Consider the following 16429-nt stretch of genomic DNA (forward strand, 5'->3'; position numbering starts at 1 on the left):
TTCGCTGAGGGTCTCACGCGCAGTCCTTTTCTCAAAGCTGAGCCTCGATCGCCAGCTTGTCGATAATCGACCATACCTGCTCGATCTTTCCGTTCTTGAATGTATAGAAGACATTTTCGGTGAAGCGCACTTTCCGACCGTTTACCGGTAGGCCGAGAAAGTGTCCTTTTGGCGTGCAGTGAAAGCTCAACCGGCTCGCGACGCCCTGCGCATCGGCAATCAGCAGTTGGATCTCGAAATACAGATCCGGTATGGCGTCTACGTCCTGCTCCAGCATCTCGCGATAACCCGACAGGCCGATTCGCCGGCCATTGTGATGCACGTCGTCATCGACGAACGCGCCTAGATTCGACCAGTCGCGTTCGTTGAGACAGGCGATGTAGTCCCGGTAGATAGCGGAAAGCGTTTCTTCAGCCATGCCGATGCCCCTTTTTGTATAAGCGCAGATTTCACATTCCACGTTATGGCACACTTCTCCGCCAGCCAATCTGTCACGACAAGGAGCCCTGCTGCCTCCCCATGATTGTCATTAACCGCGACACCCTCAGCATCCGGCCAGCGAGCCGCCTTAGGCCTCATGAGGATGGCGCACCAGCCAACCGGCCATTTCGCCACGCATGAGCGATACCCGACTTTTCCGCTCGCTGCGCATCTACAATTATCGGGTGTGGGCCGCCGGCGCGCTGGTCTCCAACGTCGGCACCTGGATGCAGAGCGTCGCCCAGGACTGGCTGGTGTTGACCATTCTCACCGACCACAATGCCACGGGGTGGGGGTGGGCGAGACCGAGAACGTCGTTTCTGATGCCTCACGTACCCTCTTCAGCACCGCTGCATACCGGTCAGCTCGGAACCCTGGTCGCGAATCAGATCGATGAAACGCCGTAGCCGGGGCGGGACAAAGCGGCTATAGGGGTAGACCAGATAGACCGGCAGCGGCGCCGCCTGCCACAAAGGCACCAGCTGTACCAGGCGCCCGGCGGCAAGATCTTCCTCTACCCGCCAGGCGGAGACGATCGCCACGCCGAAGCCGGAGATCACCAACCGGCGCAACGCCGTCAGGTTATCGGTCGACACCCGCGGAGTGATCGAGAAACGTCGCGAGCGGCCGCCCTCGACGTGGGTCAGCTCGACGCTATCGTGATAGAAGGTGCGCAGCGCCAGCCAAGGCAGTCGAGAGATCGCTTCCACGCTGTCGGTATCGACCTCTTCGATCACCGCCGGCGCCGCGACCAGAATGCGAGGCACCTCGGCCACCGGCACTGCGATCACCGCCGGATCGTCGACGTGACCGACGCGAATGGCACAATCGATTCCTTCGGCGATGAAATCCGGATAGCGATCATGCAGAAGCCAGTCGACGTTCACGCCCGGGTAGTCGTCGAGGTAGCGCTCGAGCAGGCCCAGCAACTGCTCCTGACCGAAGGCGTGCGGTACCAGCACGCGTAAAGTGCCACGGGGCGTCTCGGCAAGCCCGTGCAGCTCATGGTTCATCGATGTCCAGCGCTCGCAGACATGTTGCGCATGCTGAAAGCAGCGCTCGCCATCCTCGGTGAGCTTGAGGTGATGCGTGGAACGCTGAACCAGCCGCAAGCCAAGCAGCGACTCAAGCGACTTGAGCCGGCGGCTGACCGTCGGCTGGCTGACGCCCAGCCGCATCGCCGCGGCCGAGAGGCTGCCTGTCTCGACGATGCGAATGAAGGTCTGCAGCAGTTCGAGACGATCGGCATTGATTGCACGTGGCACCTCCAAGCTTTATACGCTCCATGCATGACCGTTGTGCATATGACGCTACTACACAGTGCTGACATACGCCATCAGAATGCCCGAAACCCCAACTCGAGATCGATCATGACGACACCTTCTCCCGGCGAAGCATCGACACTGTCGCCTCGCCTGATACTCCTGCTCGCTACCGGCACCGGTCTTACGGTCGCCTCGCTCTACTATGCCCAGCCACTGCTCGGTGTGCTGGCCGCCGACATGCAGATCCCTGCGCATACGACGGGTCTGATTCCGACACTGACGCAGCTCGGCTACGCGCTGGGCATTCTGCTGCTGATCCCGCTCGGTGATCGCATCGATCGCCGGCGGCTGATCCTCGCCAAGGTCGCGGCGCTGGTGCTCTCTCTGCTGGCGATGGCGATGGCGTCGTCGCTCGCCATGCTGCTGATCGCGAGCTTCGCGGTCGGTATCACCGCAAGCGCCGCGCAGGACATCGTGCCCGCCGCCACCCTGCTTGCCGACGACCGCGAGCGCGGCAAAGTCGTGGGATCGGTCATGTCGGGATTGTTGCTCGGCATCCTGCTCTCGCTGGTGGTCAGCGGCCTGGTGGCCCAGGCATTCGGCTGGCGCGCGATCTTCCTGCTGGCCGCGCTGCTCGTGGCGCTGCTCGGCGCGGCGCTATGGCGTGGTCTGCCCCACTTCTCGCCGACCACCGAGCTGCGCTACGGACAGCTGCTGGCCACGCTATATCACCTGTGGCGGACTCACGCCGAGCTGCGGCGTGCGGCCATCGCCCAGGGGTTTCTGAGCATCGCCTTCAGTGCTTTCTGGGCCACGCTCTCGATCCACCTACTCGACGCCTTCGGCCTGGGTAGCGCCATCGCCGGTGCCTTCGGTCTCGCCGGCGCCGGTGGCGTGCTGGCCGCGCCCTTCGCCGGCAGGCTGGCCGATCGCATCGGCCCGCATCAGGTCGCCCGCATCGGTGCCGCGATCACCACGCTCTCCTTTCTGGTCATGGCGGCCGCCGACTGGCTACCCCTCGCTGGCGCCTTGGCGGTGCTGGCGATCGGTGCGCTGGCATTCAACTTCGGCCTGCAGTCGGCGCTGGTCGCGCACCAGTCGCTGATCTTTGGCCTCGATCCCGAAGCTCGCGGGAGGATCAACGCCGTCATGTTCACCGTGGTGTTCGCCGGCATGGCGCTGGGCTCGGCGCTCGGTGGCGCCATCCTGGGTCAATGGGGCTGGCTCGGCGTGGTCGCGCTCGCAACCGGCGTTTCCTTCATTGCCCTGCTGATTCGGCTCTTCGGCGGACGCCGAGCGAGCGTCCCGCAGGGCATCTGAACCGGGGCCGCGAGGCGGTCTTCCGACAATACCAGGCCGGCGCCGAATCTCGGCACCGGCTTGATAATCGTCATTTCAGCAATGGCTCAGGCATCAACCGCTTTCGAGCGTTCCGTCCGCCTGCACCTGCGGCGAAAGCCCCATCTTTTCCAGCGTCAGCGTTTCGTCGGCGCGGCCCCAGCCACCGTCGGCGACTTCCTCCACCAGCACCATGGTGTAGGGGCGTACCTCCTCGCCGAAATACTCGACGAACATGTCGGTAGTGCGATGGATGATCTCTTCCTTGCGGGCGTGGTCGAGAATGCCCTCGGGAAACTTGTAGTTGGCAAATGGCATGTTGCTCTCCTCGAAAGTCGGTTTCAGGCCATGCCGCCGTTGACGCGCAGGATCTGACCATTGACCCAGCCGCCCTGCGGGCTGGCCAGAAACGCCACGACATCGGCGATCTCCTTGGGTTGTCCCAGGCGCTCGAACGGCGCCAGGTTGGCGATCGACTGGACCTGCTCCTCGCTCTTGCCCTCGAAGAACAGCTCGGTCGCCACCGGCCCCGGTGCTACGCCATTGACTGCGATATTGCGACCGCGCAGCTCGTTGGCCAGCACCTTCACCAGCCCTTCGACGCCGGCCTTGCTGGCGATATAAGCGCCGTACCCCGGGAATGATTTCCCCAACACCGAGGAAGAGAGCGCAATGATGCGGCCGCCCTCGCCCAGGGTCTCGGCGGCTTTCGCCATCACCAGCCAACTGCCGCGCAGGTTGACCGAAAGCGTCTTGTCGAGAAGTCCGACGTTGTCGGTAGTGATCCTTGCCATCTGCAGGATGCCGGCATTGTTGACCACTACGTCGAGTCGCCCGTACGTCTTCAGTGTCCGCGCGAACAAGCGATTCACCGCATCCACGCCGGCAATGTCAGCCTGAACCGCCAGCGCCCGGCCGCCCTGGGCCTCGATATCGGCCACGGTCTGTTCGGCAAGTGACGTATTACCCGCGTAGTTGACCACCACGGCGAAGCCTTCGGCGGCGAGTTTGAGCGCGATCTCGCGGCCGATACCGCGAGAGGCGCCGGTTACCAAAGCGACCTTCTGTGTAGCGTCAGTCATGAGTCGATTTCTCCATGGGAAGGAGGTCGTTAGCGAGAACGGAACAACAGATACCAAAGTACGTGATGGCAGTATTGGCATTCCTTCAAGGTGGATAAATCCGCTAATCTGCCAACACTATTCAGTAGAGATAAACAATTCGTATGGACCGATTCGATGCGATGACGCTCTTCGCGCGTATTGTCGAGCGCGGCAGCTTCACCAAGGCGGCCAATGCGCTGGACATTCCGCGCGCGACCGCCACGCTGGCGATTCAGCACTTGGAGGGCCGGCTCGGCGTACGTCTGCTGGAGCGCACCACGCGCCAGGTCCGCCCGACGTCGGAAGGCCAGGCGTACTACGAGCGTTGCGTGCAGCTGTTGGCGGAACTGGAGGACGCCGAAGCGATTCTGCAGCCGGTGGCGAGCAATCCGTCCGGCGTGTTGCGTGTGGAGCTGCAAGGCACCCACGCCAGTCAGATCGTGCTGCCGCGCATCGACGAGTTCCACGCTCGCTATCCTCGCCTCGAACTGATCGTCACCAGTGGCGACCGGCTCGTCGATCTGGTGGGCGAAGGGATCGACTGCGCGGTCCGCGGCGGCATCCCCGGCGACTCCTCTCTGGTCACCCGGAAACTGGCCGAGCTCCCCCAGGTCATCTGCGCCAGCCCCGCCTACCTGGGCAGGATGGGCATGCCGGAAACGCCGGAAGCGCTGCGCGACCATTACGCGGTCCGCTTCGTGTCGGGGAGCGGCGCGCCGGACGCCGAGCTGGAGCTGGTGATCGATGGGCAGACCCGCGCCTTCGCCGCCGGGGGCTGGATGACCGTCAACGACGCGGAGAACTATGTCGTCAGCGCGTTACGCGGCTGCGGGTTGATTCAGGTGCCCCGCTTCCATCTCGAGAAGGCGCTGGCCAGCGGCGATCTGGTGGAAGTGTTAGCGGAGTGGGAAAAGCCAACGCTGCCGATCCATCTGGTCTACCCGCACCGGCGTCAGCTATCGCCCAGGGTGCGGGTGTTCATCGATTGGCTGATCGCTCTCTACGCCGAACGTTTCGGCGCGTAGATCATATCAGCCCGGCCCGGCCCGGCCCGGCTCGTCCAGCCTCCAGGATCAATCGCGTCGGCGTAGATTCAAGGTCACCAGTGAAACGCCGACGATTACCACGGACGCGCCGACGATCTGGCTAAGGGTGATGGGCGTACCCAGCAACCCATAGCCCAGCCCCATCGTCACCACCGGCAATAGATGAGCGAGGTTGCGGTGCGGCTCGGGCCGACCAGCAGCAGCGCGCGGTTGTAGCAGAGCAGCGCGATAAACGATGGGCCGAGGCCCAGATACAGCATCGCCGCCAGCGCTTGTTCATCGAGATGCCACGCAGTATCCAGCAGCAGGTTTTCCATCACCGCGAACGGCGTGAGAAACGCCACCGCGATCCCCGTCATCGGGACCAGTGAAGCATAGAAAGGAATCCGGCCCAGCCATTGGCGCACGGCCAGCGTGTAGAGCACCCAGGAAGCTATAGCCCCGGCCACGAACGCATCGCCAACCTGGAGGCGCTGCAGGATGACCAACGGGTTGCCGTCCGCCACCACCCAGGCCGCTCCGAACGCGGACATCAGGATACCCGCCCACTTGATGCCCCCCAGGCGCTCGCGGAAGAACATTGCCATCACCAGCGCCGTCACCGCCGGAATCATGCTCTCCAGCACGGCCACATTGGTGGCCTCCGTCGTTTTCAAGGCGGAGTAGAGCGTGGCATTGAACAGCGCCATTCCCGTGATCGCCATCACCGTCAACGCCCTGGCCTGCTGTCGCAAGGCGTGACGTTGCCGCCACGCGGCATGACCGAAGCAGACGAGCGCCACGACAAAGACCACCAGCATTCGGCCCAGCGCCAGCGTCAGCGGCGGCAAGCTGGCGGTTGCCAGCTTGCCGACCAGCAGGTTGCCGGCAAACAGCAAGATCACCACACACAGGTAAACGACAGCACGAATGGGCACTCAGGACCTACCTCAACCAGGGAAACCAACAATGACACAACTCAACGATACGTAGCCTATTGTACTTTTTCACGCGCAAAGCGCTTCACGCGTACGTCCACGCTGACCGTCAACGACTCCAGCGCCGCCGCCCGCGTCCGGCCCTCATGACTGGCACGGTAGAGATGCGGTGTCATTGCCAGCAGGTCGGCGATCCGTTCCGCGCCGGTGAGTTCTAGTGAATAGCTGACCGTCTCGGTGGCAAGCGGCGTAAAGCCTTCCGGTATTTGAGCGTCGTCTGCGCGCTCCGGCTTCAGGGTCGGGTAGATGATCTCACGCAGTTCGCGTAGATGATCCGGCCCGGTATCGACCTGTATCAACAAGCCTCCCGGCTTCAGCGCCCGGCGAAACTCGCGGTACACCGGGAAGCCGAACAGGCACAGTACCCGATCCAGCGTGTCCGACTGCACCGGAAGGTTGGCGTTGCTGCCCACCACCCAACTGGCCCGTTTGTCCTGCCGCGCGGCGGCGAGCACCGCCCACTTGGAGATGTCCAGCCCCAGCAGTTCCAATGGCCTCTCACCGGCAGCGCCTGCCAGCTCGCGCAGGTAGTAACCTTCGCCGCAGCCGGCATCCAGGCAACTGGCCGTGGCATCGGTCGTGAGTTGTTCCAGCACCGCCCGGCTGAGCGCTTCGGCGATCGGCCGATAGTGCCCGGCATTGAGGAAGCGTTGACGCGCCGCCACCATCGCCTTGCTGTCGCCCGGGTCGCGCGAGCGCTTGTTCTGTACCGGCAACAAGTGGGTGTATCCCTGCCGGGCGATATCGAAACTGTGGCCATTGGCACAGCGCCAAGTGGAACCGTCGCGATGCAACGCGTCGCCGTCCAGCGGGCAGGCCAGCGCCTGAAAGGGAGTGATGCTCATGATCGTGGCTTATCGCTCTGGTTGTTTCGAAAGTCGGCCCGCTCGTTTGTCCTTGTCTCATGATACCGGACACAATGAACCCGCCGATTGGCGGGTTCTTATTATCCAGCAACTTACGTTGAGACAGGAATTTTATTCCCTCTCGACTGCCGCAGGGACTTGCTGATCGCTCAGTCAGACGCGCCAAGCTTGTCCTGGGTTCTCAACTCGAAATCGCTGGCGTCATGGCGCTCGTGCAGCTGTTCCTCGGGGGCCCCGAAGCTGCGATTGACCATCCGCCCCCGCTTGACCGCCGGGCGAGCATCGATCTCCCGGGCCCAGCGCTGCACGTTCTCGTAGTCCTGTACCTGTAGAAACTCGGCCGCGTCGTAAAGCCGCCCCAACACCAGCTGACCGTACCAGGACCAGTTGGCGATATCGGCGATGGTGTAATCGTCACCGGCCAGGTAGCGATTATCCGCCAGGCGCCGGTCGAGCACGTCGAGCTGGCGCTTGACCTCCATGGTGTAACGGTCGATGGGGTACGCGAGTTTCTCTGGTGCATAGGCGTAGAAATGGCCGAAACCGCCCCCCAGGAACGGTGCACTGCCCATCTGCCAGAACAACCAGTTCATGGTTTCGGTACGCTTGGCGTGATCCTTGGGCAGGAACTCGCCGAACTTCTCGGCCAGATACAGCAGAATCGAGCCGGACTCGAATATCCGCACCGGCTCCGCGCCGCTGTAATCCATCAGCGCCGGGATCTTGGAATTGGGGTTGACCTCGACGAAGCCGCTGGAGAACTGGTCGCCCTCGCCGATGTTGATCAGCCAAGCGTCGTACTCGGCCCCTTCATGGCCCAGCGCCAGCAACTCCTCGAACATCACTCCGGCCTTTACCCCATTGGGCGTGGCCAGCGAATAGAGCTGAAACGGATGCTTGCCGACCGGCAGTTCCTTGTCGTGGGTCGGCCCGGCGATGGGCCGGTTGATGCTGGCGAAATGGCCACCGCTTTCTTTCTCCCAGGTCCAGACCTTCGGGGGAGTGTAATCGCTATCCTGGCTCATGAAACCTCCTGTGTAAGGGTCGATACTTGGCGGGCCGAGACGGTGATGTGTGCCTCCCCCGACAATACAGTGTCAGGGAAAGATAGCGGGTTAAATATTAATCTTCGAGCCCAGCGACCTCTCGACCTCTGCTACGGTTACCGGTATAGATCGAACTTATTCTCTGGTTGATGGTTGAGGAGGCCCCTCATGGCTAACGACTGGCATGCCGATCCGCTCGTATGGGGCGAAGGCCCACGTCTGTTCGAAGTGTTTCTGGAACCGACCTGCCCGTTTTCGGTGAAGACATTCAACAAGCTGGATGATTTCCTGACCCAGGCCGGGCCATCGAACGTACGGATGCAGATCTGGCTGAACTCCCAGCCCTGGCACCTATTCTCCCCCATCGTCACCCGTGCCATCGTCGCCGCCTCGACGCTGGACGGCGGCAAGGAGACAGCCAAGAAAGTCATGGCCGCCGTGGCCGCTCATCGCGAGGAGTTCGTTTTCGAGAATCACAGCATCGGGCCGAATCGCAACGCCACACCCAACGATATCCTGAAGTGCCTGGAAGACTACAGCGGCGTGGCGCTCACTTCCGCCTTCGAAATCCCCGACCTCGATAGCGCCGTGAAGCGCCACGCCAAATATGCTCGTCAGAACGGCATTCACACTACCCCCACCTTCATGGTCGATGGCCTGGTGGACCCCGGCATGGGCAGCGGGGATGAGGTAAGCGAATGGATGAAGCGCTTTCGGTGAGATAACTTACCCGAGCTTATAGGGCGCTCGACCATTTGATCATCGTGCCAGCCGATAGCCTATCTCGGCGGCACTTATGCTGCCGCTGCCACAAGTTGAACAGACCAGATCACCGTAGCTTAGTTGTGCGTCTCGAACTGAACGCGATAGCGCGAGGGAGAAAGGCCGACGATCTTGCGAAAGTGCTTGCGTAAATTCGTCGCCTCACCGAATCCGGTTTGTTGCGCAATCGCATCGATGGCCAGGTTGGTGTCTTCGGTAACTCTCGTGCCTTGGCTTGCATCGCAACGAATCATCGGGCTTGCTCTGGCCGCTTGCGAAAAGACCGTACAGATCGTCTACGAATTCAATCTTCGTCCTGCGGAAAAGCGGTATCAGCCATGGGTCGAGCGCATACATACGCAGTTGACGGCGGCTTATGAATTACTCGAAGCCGAGTTCACCAATAGAGTGGATTGGCGCTTCGGCACTCAGTTGTCACAGGCGGACATCACGACGGCCATCGCATGGCAATTCACGCAGAACATGATTCCCCAGTTCGTATCCGCTGACGAGCATCCGGCCCTAGTCACTCATTCGCAAAAGGCTGAGGCGTTGCCAGCGTTTCTCGCCATGCCGCCCAGTTGAAGACCCCCGTGGCCTGCGCCGCGTGATCGAACTTCAGGCCGCTACTGGCCGGCTGACATCCTAATGTCGCTGCGGAACGGATAGCGCGCTGTATCGGGCAGAATAATAAAGTCAGACACTTTTCCGCCTCGTTCGCACAGCCAGTACGCCGGCCCCGATGATCAGCCCCATGCCCGCCAGCGTGATCGGCTCCGGCCATTCTTGCAGCAACAGACCGCTCCACAAGGCGGCGAATGGCAGGTAACAGTAGTCGCAGGTGGCGATCAGCGTCGGTGGCCCCTGCTGGAACGCCAGCGCCGTCAGCAGACTGGCCGTGACGATCAGTAAGCCCAGTAGCGCCAGCATTGGCCAGAGCTCTTCGTCGACCGGCTGCCAGCCGCTCAGCACGAACGGCTGACTGGCACCGGTACTGGGATCAAGCAACATGACACTGGCCGCTCCCGACACCCCGACCAACACGAAGGCTAGATTGAGTCCCAAGGACATGACCAGCGCCGATTCCTGTCCGCAGCGGTAACGTGTCACCAGCGCTGCCAGGGCATAGCAGAGCGCACTGCCCAGCGGCAACAGGCTCCAGAAGGTCAACGGCCCTTCCGGACCGGGCCGCAGCATCAGCAGCACCCCGATAAAGCCGACGATCATCGCCACCAGGCCGCGGCCGCCGAAATGCTCGTCGGGCAGCCGGATCGCCATCAGTGCCAGCAACAGAGGAAAGGTATAAGCGATGGAGGCCACCACGGACAGGGGCATTCGCACGAGCGCGATATAGAAAAGCGCCCACATCGTCACCATCAGCAAGCTGCGCAATGCCACCCAACCGAAACGCTGCGGCCTCAGCGAACTTCTCCGCCAGCGCATCAGCCCGATCAACAGGGGCACTGCAAACAAGGCCCGCATGATGAAAAACTGCCAGAGCCCCAGCTCATCATGGATCAACTTGATCAGGGCATCATGAAAGGCAACCGCCAGCGAGGCGACGGTAATGGCGGCGACGGCACGGTACTCGGTCGCATGGGCCCAATGCAGAGGCATGTGATGAGTTCTCCCCGAATTCGGCATTCGAGGTAAAGTGTGCTCATGAGAATGGCCTGTCTCACCCGATCTTTTGTCCCTGTCACTTGACCGGAGATCAACCGACCATGAGCCGACTGCGCAAGGCGTTGCCGCCCCTTTCCAGCCTGCTGCCCTTCGAGGCGGCCGCCCGGCATCAGAGCTTTCTGCGTGCCGCGCAGGAGCTGAGTCTGACCCAGGCGGCCATCAGCCGCCGCATCCGGGCGCTCGAGGAAGCGCTTGGCGTGGTTCTGTTCGAACGGCGACATCGCCAAGTGATCCTGACCGAAGCAGGACGACAGCTCGCGGAGGCGGTCGGTCAGGGGCTGACCGATATTGCCGAGTGCGCCGAGCGCCTGCGCCATCGCACGCCGACACATGAAGTGGTGCTGTTTGCCGAACTGTATGTGGCGATGTACTGGCTAATGCCCCGGCTGGGCGATTTCCAGCGGCGCCATCCGGGCATCTACGTGCGCATCAGCGCGTCCAGCCTGCCGCTGGTGCAGACATTGGAACCCTTCGACCTGGCCATGCAGTGCACCGACCGCCCCAGCGGCCTGCTGGCTCCGCTGCTGTCAGTCCGTGACGAGGTCTTCCCCGTGTGCAGTGCCGCCCTGGCCGCGCCTCATGCCTGGTCGGTCGACACGCTGCTTTCCCATCCGCTGCTGCACTTCCGGCAAGCCGGTGGCGATGCCTGGATGAGCTGGCAGACCTGGTTCGAGCGGGCGGGCCATGCCTGCAAGCTTCCTGCCCCCACAAGCAATACGACTTACGACAGCTATCCGGTAATGCTGCAGGCCGCGATGAACGGCCAAGGCATCTGCCTGGGCTATGGCGGGATCGGGCAACTGATCCGCCGCGGTGAACTCGTGCGCCCGGTCGCCGAGAGCGTGACACTCCCCGAAGGCATGTCCGTCTATCGTGCCCGTCATGCCGCGGATCGCCCGGCCGTGGATACGGTACTGGAATGGCTGAAGGAGATTCTGACTACCCCGGAATGTCTGGAGCGGGAATGGTAGTAAATTCTGGCGGCGGATCAACGCGCCCGTCACATTTGGCAGTCAAGCCCTGGTTCCTCTCGTGACCCGCTACCTCCGTGAGTATCCGGAGGTGGAGGTTGATCTCACCTTATCGGATCGTCTGGTCGACCCTGTCGAGGAAGGTTATGAAGTCGTCATTCGCCTCGGGCCCATCCGCGACAGCACCACATTGGTGGCACGCCCACTCGCCCCCTATCGGCTCATCGCCTGTGCCTCGCCTGCCTATTTAGCGGAGCGAGGAGAGCCTGAGACACCTGCGGATCTCATCGATCATGAGTGCCTGGGGTTCGCGTATTGGTCCGGCACGTTGGGCAGACAGTGGCGCTTCAGTCGCGATAGTTGTACCTACGACGCTCCCGTCAACGGGCGTTTACATATCAACGACTGGAAGGGGCTGCTTCGCGCAGCGCTGGAGGGATACGGCATTACGCTGGGCTACGAAGCCGCATTGGCCGAGGAGTTGTCCGCCGGGCGCCTGGTGCATCTTCTACCCGACTACGACGGGCCATCCCGACCAATGCACCTGCTCTACGCCGCCGATCAGCGCATGACGCCCAAGCTGCGCCATTTCATAGACGACGTCGTGACGGCGTTTGCCTGAACGCTCAGTGGCCTGTCGGGCTTGTCCGATCGCCGCCCCCTCACACCCCGGCTGCTTCGCCACTTACCCAGCGGGCGAAGGCGGTGGCCTGGGGGTCCGTCTCCTGAACGGCATACACCACCAGGCGTAGATGACGGCCCTCGTCGACGATCAGGCTGGTATGGTCGAAGCCGACCGCACCCAGCCCGGCGATATCGAGCGCCCTGACACCCTGGCAGGGCGCGTGAACGTCGTGCTGGTGCCACCACTGTCTGAATTCCGGCGCGACTTTTTTGAGTTCCTCGACCAGGGAGCCGATCGTCGGGTCGTCTTCGGCACGGGCATAGTCGCGCCGGAAACTGGAGAGAATGCGCGGGGCCTGAACCGACCAATCGGCGATCACCCGGCGCAGCGCGGGTTCGGCGAACAGCATCCAAAGCAGGTTGCGATACGCCGTCGGTTGCGCCGCAAAATCGAATATACGGTCCGCCGCATCGTTCCAGGCCAGCACGTCCCAGCGCAGATTCAATACGTAACTGGGCCGCATCGACAGATCGTCCATCAGGCGCTTCACCAACGGCGGTACCTGGCACCAGGTCTTGCCCGGTTCGACGGGCGGGCGCTGGTGGGTCAGCAGGAACAGATGGCGCCGCTCCGCCGCATCCAGCTTCAACGCCTTGGCCAGGTTGTCCAGAAAGGTGGACGATACGCCAATCTCGCGCCCCTGCTCCAGCCAGGTGTACCAGGTCAAGCCGACCCCCGCGAGTGCCGCGACTTCCTCGCGTCGCAGCCCCGGTGTACGCCGGCGCGTGCCCATGGGGAGCCCTACCTCTTCCGGCGAGACTCGCTCACGCCGAGTGCGTAGAAATTCGCCAAGTTCGTGCCGTGTTCGTGCCAGCGTCCGCTCAAGGGCCATGCCGTTGCCTTTAGTAATAGTATAAACGGTTAAATTGTAACCCTTTAAGAGTAACAGCAGACTGCCCGTACTTTCCGTTCCACCGCGCCTTTTCTTCACATAAAAATGGAGACGTACGAATGGCACACGCATCACGCAGCACGACCTATCTCATCGCCACCGGCGCCTTCGCGCTGGGCATGGCGTCCTACGTGACCGCCGGTCTGATCCCGATGATCCAAGCCGAGTTTACGGTTTCCGTCTCCGTGGCCGCGCAACTCGTCACGGCATTCACCCTGGCCTATGGGCTAGGATCGCCCGTGTGTGTCGCCCTGCTACCCGCCCACTGTCAGCGTGGCGGTCTGTTCGCCATGCTGGGCCTGTTCGTGGTCGCCAACGCGGCCAGCGCCATGGCGACGGACATCGTGACCCTGATGGCCTTGCGCATTTTCGCCGGAATGGCGGCAGGCACCTATCTGGCGATAGGCATTGCGGCGGCCGTCGGCGTGTCGTCGGATGGGCAGCGCGGAAAGGCCATTTCGATCATCATGGGCGGCATGGCGAGTGGCACCGTCCTCGGCGTGCCGTTTAGCCTGCTGCTCGCGGAGCGTTGGGGGTGGCAAGCAGCCCTGTGGCTGATTGCGGCAATAGGGCTCATAGCGCTCGTCGGTCTGATGTACCGGCTCCCGCCGCTACCGGAAGCGTCCACAGTACCGGTGCGTAAAAAGCTGGCCATCCTGGCCGACCGTCACGTCATCGGCCTGCTTTCGATCTCGCTGCTGGCCGCCATTGCCAGCCTGGGCATGTACACCTTCATCGCCCCGCTAGTGGCGGCTCATGGCAACCAGCCGGTGACCGCATTCCTGTGGGTCTGGGGTGTCGGCGGCGTGCTCGGCAGCTTCCTGATCGGAACGCTGGTGGACCGTTTTCAGGGACACGCCTTGATCTTCGCCATCCTGCTAGCGCTAGGCGTTGCGTTAATTTCCCTGCCGTTTCTCATCGCTCTCGATGTCTGGTTCGCGCTTGCGCCCATTGCGCTCTGGGGCGCCGTGGGATGGGCGCTTCAGGTTCCACAGAACAACGAGTTGATGAAGGCTCGCCGCCAGCATGGCGACGGCAACCTGGCGGTGGCGCTGAACGAATCGGCCCTTTATCTGGGCAGTGCCGTGGGGGCCTCGATCGGCGGCCTGACCCTCGCCCTGCATGTGCCGGTCGATATGCTGTCGGTCGGCGCGGGGAGCATCGCCCTGCTGGGCATCGTGGTGCAAGTCGGGTATCTACGCACTTCGAAACGACGTGCCGTGCCAAACTGAGTGTGGGGACCGTCAAACGCGGGCGGATTCAGGGGCCAGGCATTCACTCCCTCAAGCTGCGCTCGAAGAAATTCACCAGGTGGGCGTGGTGTTCGTTTTCGGCCTCGCTGCGGGGGATGTGGTCCTCGCCCTCGTAGTAATGGACTTCGGGATCACGACCGTGGGCGCGCAGTCGCGCTTCGAGCCGGCGGGTCATCTCCACCGACCACATCCTGTCGGCCGTTCCATGACTGAGAAACAGCTGACCGGCATAGCGTTCGATCTCGATCGGCATGGTGGGCAGCAGCGCTTCGGACGAGCCGCGCCACGTCCAGGCGCGATGAGCACCGTCCCAGGCTTGCCAGCCGGGATCGCCCGCGTCGCGAAAGGTTCGTGCGTCGAAAGCGCCGCAGATCGCATCCGGCGGGCTGTGTGCCGCCACCGCATCGGGGACGCCATTTATTCCATCGCGGATCATCAACGACGTCAGCAGCAGCGCATGCTCTGCGCCGCGGGATACCCCATAGAGCCCAACCTTGCCGCCAACGAAGGAGAAAGCTCGCAAGGCATGGAGCGCCTCGACAGAGCGATCCAACGGTACATCGACGATGCTACCGGCGTTCCAGGCATTGCCGCCCTGGGAATAGCCGAACGGAAAGGCCAGGAAGCCATGCGCCGCCAGAATGACCGCATTGCGATGGCTCCAGCCCGACCATGCGCCTTCGGAGCCATGCAAAACCATAATGGCAGGAAAGGGGCCATCCCCGGCAGGGCCGTAGGTGGTTCCCCAACCGGGAATCAAGCGTCGAACGATACTCAAAGCCATAGGCTGCCTCGCCAAGTCGAAATTCAGGGAGTCATTGAATCGCGTTTCAAGGAACGGTGCCTGCCTTAGGCTTATTTAAATGGCGCAACCCGGTTTTACGCTCTGTCTGAAAAATGTCTGCGCTCACTCATGCAGCGTTAAAAATCAGCTCGGTCTTGCCTGAGCATCGCTCGCCGATTTTTCAGACAGAACTTAGTCAGCACCTTGGCGGTACAGCTCCATCCCGCCATGATGAAGCACCCCATCGATGAAATCCCCATCGGCGGTAAAGCCGGTATCGTCCCAATACTCGATATGGTTACCGGTGACTTCACAGCGCCCCTGATAAGCGCTCTCGCGATTGCCACGCGCTTCGTCGTAGCGACCATTCGGCAGTAGTTCATGGCGCACGCGGCCATCTGCCGTGACCCACATGCCGACATAGGGATGATCTACCATGGCACAGTCTCCTTCCCAGGCATCAATATGCGCTCGCCGTCGGCCGCACGATGATTTCACTAACGTCGACCTCGGCCGGCTGCGCAATGGCGAAGGCAATCGAGCGGGCGATGGCATCCGCGGGAATCGCCCCGGCACGGAAGGCCTGCATTGCCTCGCGAGCCGTGTCATCGGTAATGGAGTCTGCCAGTTCGGACTCGGTAACACCGGGGCTGACGACCGTGACACGAATGTCGCCACCGACCTCCTGCCGCAGGCCCTCGGAAATCGCCATGACCGCGTACTTGGTAGCGCAATAGACCGCTGCCGTTGGCGATACGCTGTGCCCACCGATCGACGACAGGTTAATGATCTGGCCCGAGCGCTGGCCCTGCATCACCGGCAGTGCTGCCGCAATGCCATGCAGGACGCCTCGCACGTTGACGTCGATCATGCGGTTCCATTCATCGAGCTTGAGCGCCTCGAGCTTGGAAAGCGGCATCACGCCGGCATTGTTGATGATGACGTCGATGCGGCCGTAGATTTCCTGAGCGGCGGTGACGAACGTACGCATGGACTCGATCGACGTGACATCCAGTTCCCGATAGCTGGCCGTGCCGCCCGCTTCGCGAATCTCGTTGGCCAGGCGCTCGAGCCGGTCGGTGCGCCGCGCGCCCAGCATCAACTTGGCTCCCAGGTGCCCCAGGTGCCGTGCGGTCGCCTCGCCGATGCCACTGCTGGCGCCGGTAATCAATACGCTCTTGCTGGAGAGATCCGACATGATTGCTTCCTCTTTCCTGGTGATGACCGGGCCATTGCCCGACCGTTGAGGAAGCAGTCTATTCATTCTCACATCAGGAA

At 62.3% G+C, this 16429-nt stretch carries 21 protein-coding genes; 8 read left to right on the forward strand and 13 right to left on the reverse strand.

Annotation, left to right across the window (positions count from 1 at the left end; genetic code table 11):
• Positions 1-31: 31 nt before the first annotated feature.
• Positions 32-418, reverse strand: a complete 387-nt coding sequence (locus ACW4DH_RS10140; RefSeq protein WP_459636275.1) for an ester cyclase — start codon at positions 416-418, stop codon at positions 32-34.
• A gap of 199 nt (positions 419-617) precedes the next feature.
• On the opposite strand from ACW4DH_RS10140, the gene ACW4DH_RS10145 reads away from it, so the two are divergent.
• Positions 618-887 carry a hypothetical protein gene (locus ACW4DH_RS10145; protein WP_459636276.1) on the forward strand — a complete coding sequence of 90 codons (270 nt, stop codon included), beginning with the start codon at positions 618-620 and terminating at the stop codon, positions 885-887.
• Here ACW4DH_RS10145 and ACW4DH_RS10150 read toward each other — a convergent pair.
• Positions 822-1745 (reverse strand): LysR family transcriptional regulator, encoded by a 924-nt coding sequence (locus ACW4DH_RS10150; protein ID WP_459636335.1) that lies wholly within the window; start codon positions 1743-1745, stop codon positions 822-824. The genes ACW4DH_RS10145 and ACW4DH_RS10150 overlap by 66 nt on opposite strands.
• A gap of 105 nt (positions 1746-1850) precedes the next feature.
• Here ACW4DH_RS10150 and ACW4DH_RS10155 point away from each other — a divergent pair, with 105 nt between their 5' ends.
• Complete coding sequence (locus ACW4DH_RS10155; protein WP_459636277.1) at positions 1851-3065, forward strand: MFS transporter; 1215 nt, start codon at positions 1851-1853, stop codon at positions 3063-3065.
• A gap of 93 nt (positions 3066-3158) precedes the next feature.
• On the opposite strand, the gene ACW4DH_RS10160 is transcribed toward ACW4DH_RS10155, so the two are convergent.
• Both ACW4DH_RS10160 and ACW4DH_RS10165 read right to left on the reverse strand, forming a co-directional pair.
• Positions 3159-3401, reverse strand: a complete 243-nt coding sequence (locus ACW4DH_RS10160) for a tautomerase family protein (RefSeq protein WP_459636278.1) — start codon at positions 3399-3401, stop codon at positions 3159-3161.
• Positions 3402-3424: 23 nt separating this feature from the next.
• A complete protein-coding gene (locus tag ACW4DH_RS10165) occupies positions 3425-4165 on the reverse strand; it encodes an SDR family oxidoreductase (protein ID WP_459636279.1) in 741 nt (246 codons plus the stop codon).
• Between the two features lie 143 nt (positions 4166-4308).
• On the opposite strand from ACW4DH_RS10165, the gene ACW4DH_RS10170 reads away from it, so the two are divergent.
• Complete coding sequence (locus ACW4DH_RS10170; protein ID WP_459636280.1) at positions 4309-5211, forward strand: LysR family transcriptional regulator; 903 nt, start codon at positions 4309-4311, stop codon at positions 5209-5211.
• A gap of 167 nt (positions 5212-5378) precedes the next feature.
• Here ACW4DH_RS10170 and ACW4DH_RS10175 read toward each other — a convergent pair whose 3' ends face one another.
• From ACW4DH_RS10175 to yghU, 3 genes are all read right to left on the reverse strand, one after another.
• Positions 5379-6149: a DMT family transporter gene (locus ACW4DH_RS10175; RefSeq protein ID WP_459636281.1), complete on the reverse strand. Its 771-nt coding sequence runs from the start codon at positions 6147-6149 to the stop codon at positions 5379-5381.
• Between the two features lie 56 nt (positions 6150-6205).
• Positions 6206-7054 (reverse strand): putative RNA methyltransferase, encoded by an 849-nt coding sequence (locus ACW4DH_RS10180; RefSeq protein ID WP_459636282.1) that lies wholly within the window; start codon positions 7052-7054, stop codon positions 6206-6208.
• A 170-nt stretch (positions 7055-7224) separates the two neighbouring features.
• Positions 7225-8100 (reverse strand): glutathione-dependent disulfide-bond oxidoreductase, encoded by an 876-nt coding sequence (yghU, locus tag ACW4DH_RS10185; RefSeq protein ID WP_459636283.1) that lies wholly within the window; start codon positions 8098-8100, stop codon positions 7225-7227.
• 189 nt (positions 8101-8289) lie between these two features.
• Between yghU and ACW4DH_RS10190 the strand changes: the two genes are divergently transcribed.
• The gene (locus tag ACW4DH_RS10190; protein ID WP_459636284.1) at positions 8290-8841 is read left to right on the forward strand and encodes a DsbA family protein; all 552 of its coding nucleotides are present in this window, start codon (positions 8290-8292) and stop codon (positions 8839-8841) included.
• A 119-nt stretch (positions 8842-8960) separates the two neighbouring features.
• Here the strand turns inward: ACW4DH_RS10190 and ACW4DH_RS10195 are convergent, their stop codons facing one another.
• Positions 8961-9086 (reverse strand): helix-turn-helix domain-containing protein, encoded by a 126-nt coding sequence (locus ACW4DH_RS10195; protein ID WP_459636336.1) that lies wholly within the window; start codon positions 9084-9086, stop codon positions 8961-8963.
• On the opposite strand from ACW4DH_RS10195, the gene ACW4DH_RS10200 reads away from it, so the two are divergent.
• Complete coding sequence (locus ACW4DH_RS10200) at positions 9028-9468, forward strand: glutathione binding-like protein (RefSeq protein ID WP_459636285.1); 441 nt, start codon at positions 9028-9030, stop codon at positions 9466-9468. The genes ACW4DH_RS10195 and ACW4DH_RS10200 overlap by 59 nt on opposite strands.
• 111 nt (positions 9469-9579) lie before the next feature.
• Here ACW4DH_RS10200 and ACW4DH_RS10205 read toward each other — a convergent pair whose 3' ends face one another.
• The gene (locus ACW4DH_RS10205) at positions 9580-10500 is read right to left on the reverse strand and encodes a DMT family transporter (RefSeq protein ID WP_459636286.1); all 921 of its coding nucleotides are present in this window, start codon (positions 10498-10500) and stop codon (positions 9580-9582) included.
• Between the two features lie 107 nt (positions 10501-10607).
• Here ACW4DH_RS10205 and ACW4DH_RS10210 point away from each other — a divergent pair, with 107 nt between their 5' ends.
• Positions 10608-11537, forward strand: coding sequence for a LysR substrate-binding domain-containing protein (locus ACW4DH_RS10210; protein ID WP_459636287.1), 930 nt, complete (start codon positions 10608-10610; stop codon positions 11535-11537).
• A 16-nt stretch (positions 11538-11553) separates the two neighbouring features.
• Positions 11554-12159 carry a LysR substrate-binding domain-containing protein gene (locus ACW4DH_RS10215; protein WP_459636337.1) on the forward strand — a complete coding sequence of 202 codons (606 nt, stop codon included), beginning with the start codon at positions 11554-11556 and terminating at the stop codon, positions 12157-12159.
• Positions 12160-12199: 40 nt separating this feature from the next.
• On the opposite strand, the gene ACW4DH_RS10220 is transcribed toward ACW4DH_RS10215, so the two are convergent.
• Positions 12200-13054 carry a helix-turn-helix transcriptional regulator gene (locus ACW4DH_RS10220; RefSeq protein WP_459636288.1) on the reverse strand — a complete coding sequence of 285 codons (855 nt, stop codon included), beginning with the start codon at positions 13052-13054 and terminating at the stop codon, positions 12200-12202.
• Between the two features lie 119 nt (positions 13055-13173).
• Here ACW4DH_RS10220 and ACW4DH_RS10225 point away from each other — a divergent pair, with 119 nt between their 5' ends.
• Positions 13174-14346, forward strand: coding sequence for an MFS transporter (locus ACW4DH_RS10225; protein ID WP_459636289.1), 1173 nt, complete (start codon positions 13174-13176; stop codon positions 14344-14346).
• A gap of 43 nt (positions 14347-14389) precedes the next feature.
• On the opposite strand, the gene ACW4DH_RS10230 is transcribed toward ACW4DH_RS10225, so the two are convergent.
• The 3 genes from ACW4DH_RS10230 to ACW4DH_RS10240 form a co-directional block, all read right to left on the reverse strand.
• The gene (locus ACW4DH_RS10230; RefSeq protein WP_459636290.1) at positions 14390-15151 is read right to left on the reverse strand and encodes an alpha/beta hydrolase family protein; all 762 of its coding nucleotides are present in this window, start codon (positions 15149-15151) and stop codon (positions 14390-14392) included.
• Between the two features lie 192 nt (positions 15152-15343).
• Positions 15344-15589, reverse strand: a complete 246-nt coding sequence (locus tag ACW4DH_RS10235) for an Atu4866 domain-containing protein (protein ID WP_459636291.1) — start codon at positions 15587-15589, stop codon at positions 15344-15346.
• 22 nt (positions 15590-15611) lie between these two features.
• Positions 15612-16349: an SDR family oxidoreductase gene (locus ACW4DH_RS10240; protein ID WP_459636292.1), complete on the reverse strand. Its 738-nt coding sequence runs from the start codon at positions 16347-16349 to the stop codon at positions 15612-15614.
• Positions 16350-16429 lie beyond the last annotated feature (80 nt).

The sequence above is a fragment of the Halomonas sp. WWR20 genome, assembly GCF_054602495.1.

What these genes read in the sequence shown, in the direction of transcription:
- ACW4DH_RS10140 (WP_459636275.1), bottom strand. Translation starts at nt 418, where the DNA reads ATGGCTGAAGAAACGCTTTCCGCTATCTACCGGGACTACATCGCCTGT.
- ACW4DH_RS10145 (WP_459636276.1), top strand. Translation starts at nt 618, where the DNA reads ATGAGCGATACCCGACTTTTCCGCTCGCTGCGCATCTACAATTATCGG.
- ACW4DH_RS10155 (WP_459636277.1), top strand. Translation starts at nt 1,851, where the DNA reads ATGACGACACCTTCTCCCGGCGAAGCATCGACACTGTCGCCTCGCCTG.
- ACW4DH_RS10160 (WP_459636278.1), bottom strand. Translation starts at nt 3,401, where the DNA reads ATGCCATTTGCCAACTACAAGTTTCCCGAGGGCATTCTCGACCACGCC.
- ACW4DH_RS10165 (WP_459636279.1), bottom strand. Translation starts at nt 4,165, where the DNA reads ATGACTGACGCTACACAGAAGGTCGCTTTGGTAACCGGCGCCTCTCGC.
- ACW4DH_RS10170 (WP_459636280.1), top strand. Translation starts at nt 4,309, where the DNA reads ATGGACCGATTCGATGCGATGACGCTCTTCGCGCGTATTGTCGAGCGC.
- ACW4DH_RS10180 (WP_459636282.1), bottom strand. Translation starts at nt 7,054, where the DNA reads ATGAGCATCACTCCCTTTCAGGCGCTGGCCTGCCCGCTGGACGGCGAC.
- yghU (WP_459636283.1), bottom strand. Translation starts at nt 8,100, where the DNA reads ATGAGCCAGGATAGCGATTACACTCCCCCGAAGGTCTGGACCTGGGAG.
- ACW4DH_RS10190 (WP_459636284.1), top strand. Translation starts at nt 8,290, where the DNA reads ATGGCTAACGACTGGCATGCCGATCCGCTCGTATGGGGCGAAGGCCCA.
- ACW4DH_RS10205 (WP_459636286.1), bottom strand. Translation starts at nt 10,500, where the DNA reads ATGCCTCTGCATTGGGCCCATGCGACCGAGTACCGTGCCGTCGCCGCC.
- ACW4DH_RS10210 (WP_459636287.1), top strand. Translation starts at nt 10,608, where the DNA reads ATGAGCCGACTGCGCAAGGCGTTGCCGCCCCTTTCCAGCCTGCTGCCC.
- ACW4DH_RS10220 (WP_459636288.1), bottom strand. Translation starts at nt 13,054, where the DNA reads ATGGCCCTTGAGCGGACGCTGGCACGAACACGGCACGAACTTGGCGAA.
- ACW4DH_RS10225 (WP_459636289.1), top strand. Translation starts at nt 13,174, where the DNA reads ATGGCACACGCATCACGCAGCACGACCTATCTCATCGCCACCGGCGCC.
- ACW4DH_RS10230 (WP_459636290.1), bottom strand. Translation starts at nt 15,151, where the DNA reads ATGGCTTTGAGTATCGTTCGACGCTTGATTCCCGGTTGGGGAACCACC.
- ACW4DH_RS10235 (WP_459636291.1), bottom strand. Translation starts at nt 15,589, where the DNA reads ATGGTAGATCATCCCTATGTCGGCATGTGGGTCACGGCAGATGGCCGC.
- ACW4DH_RS10240 (WP_459636292.1), bottom strand. Translation starts at nt 16,349, where the DNA reads ATGTCGGATCTCTCCAGCAAGAGCGTATTGATTACCGGCGCCAGCAGT.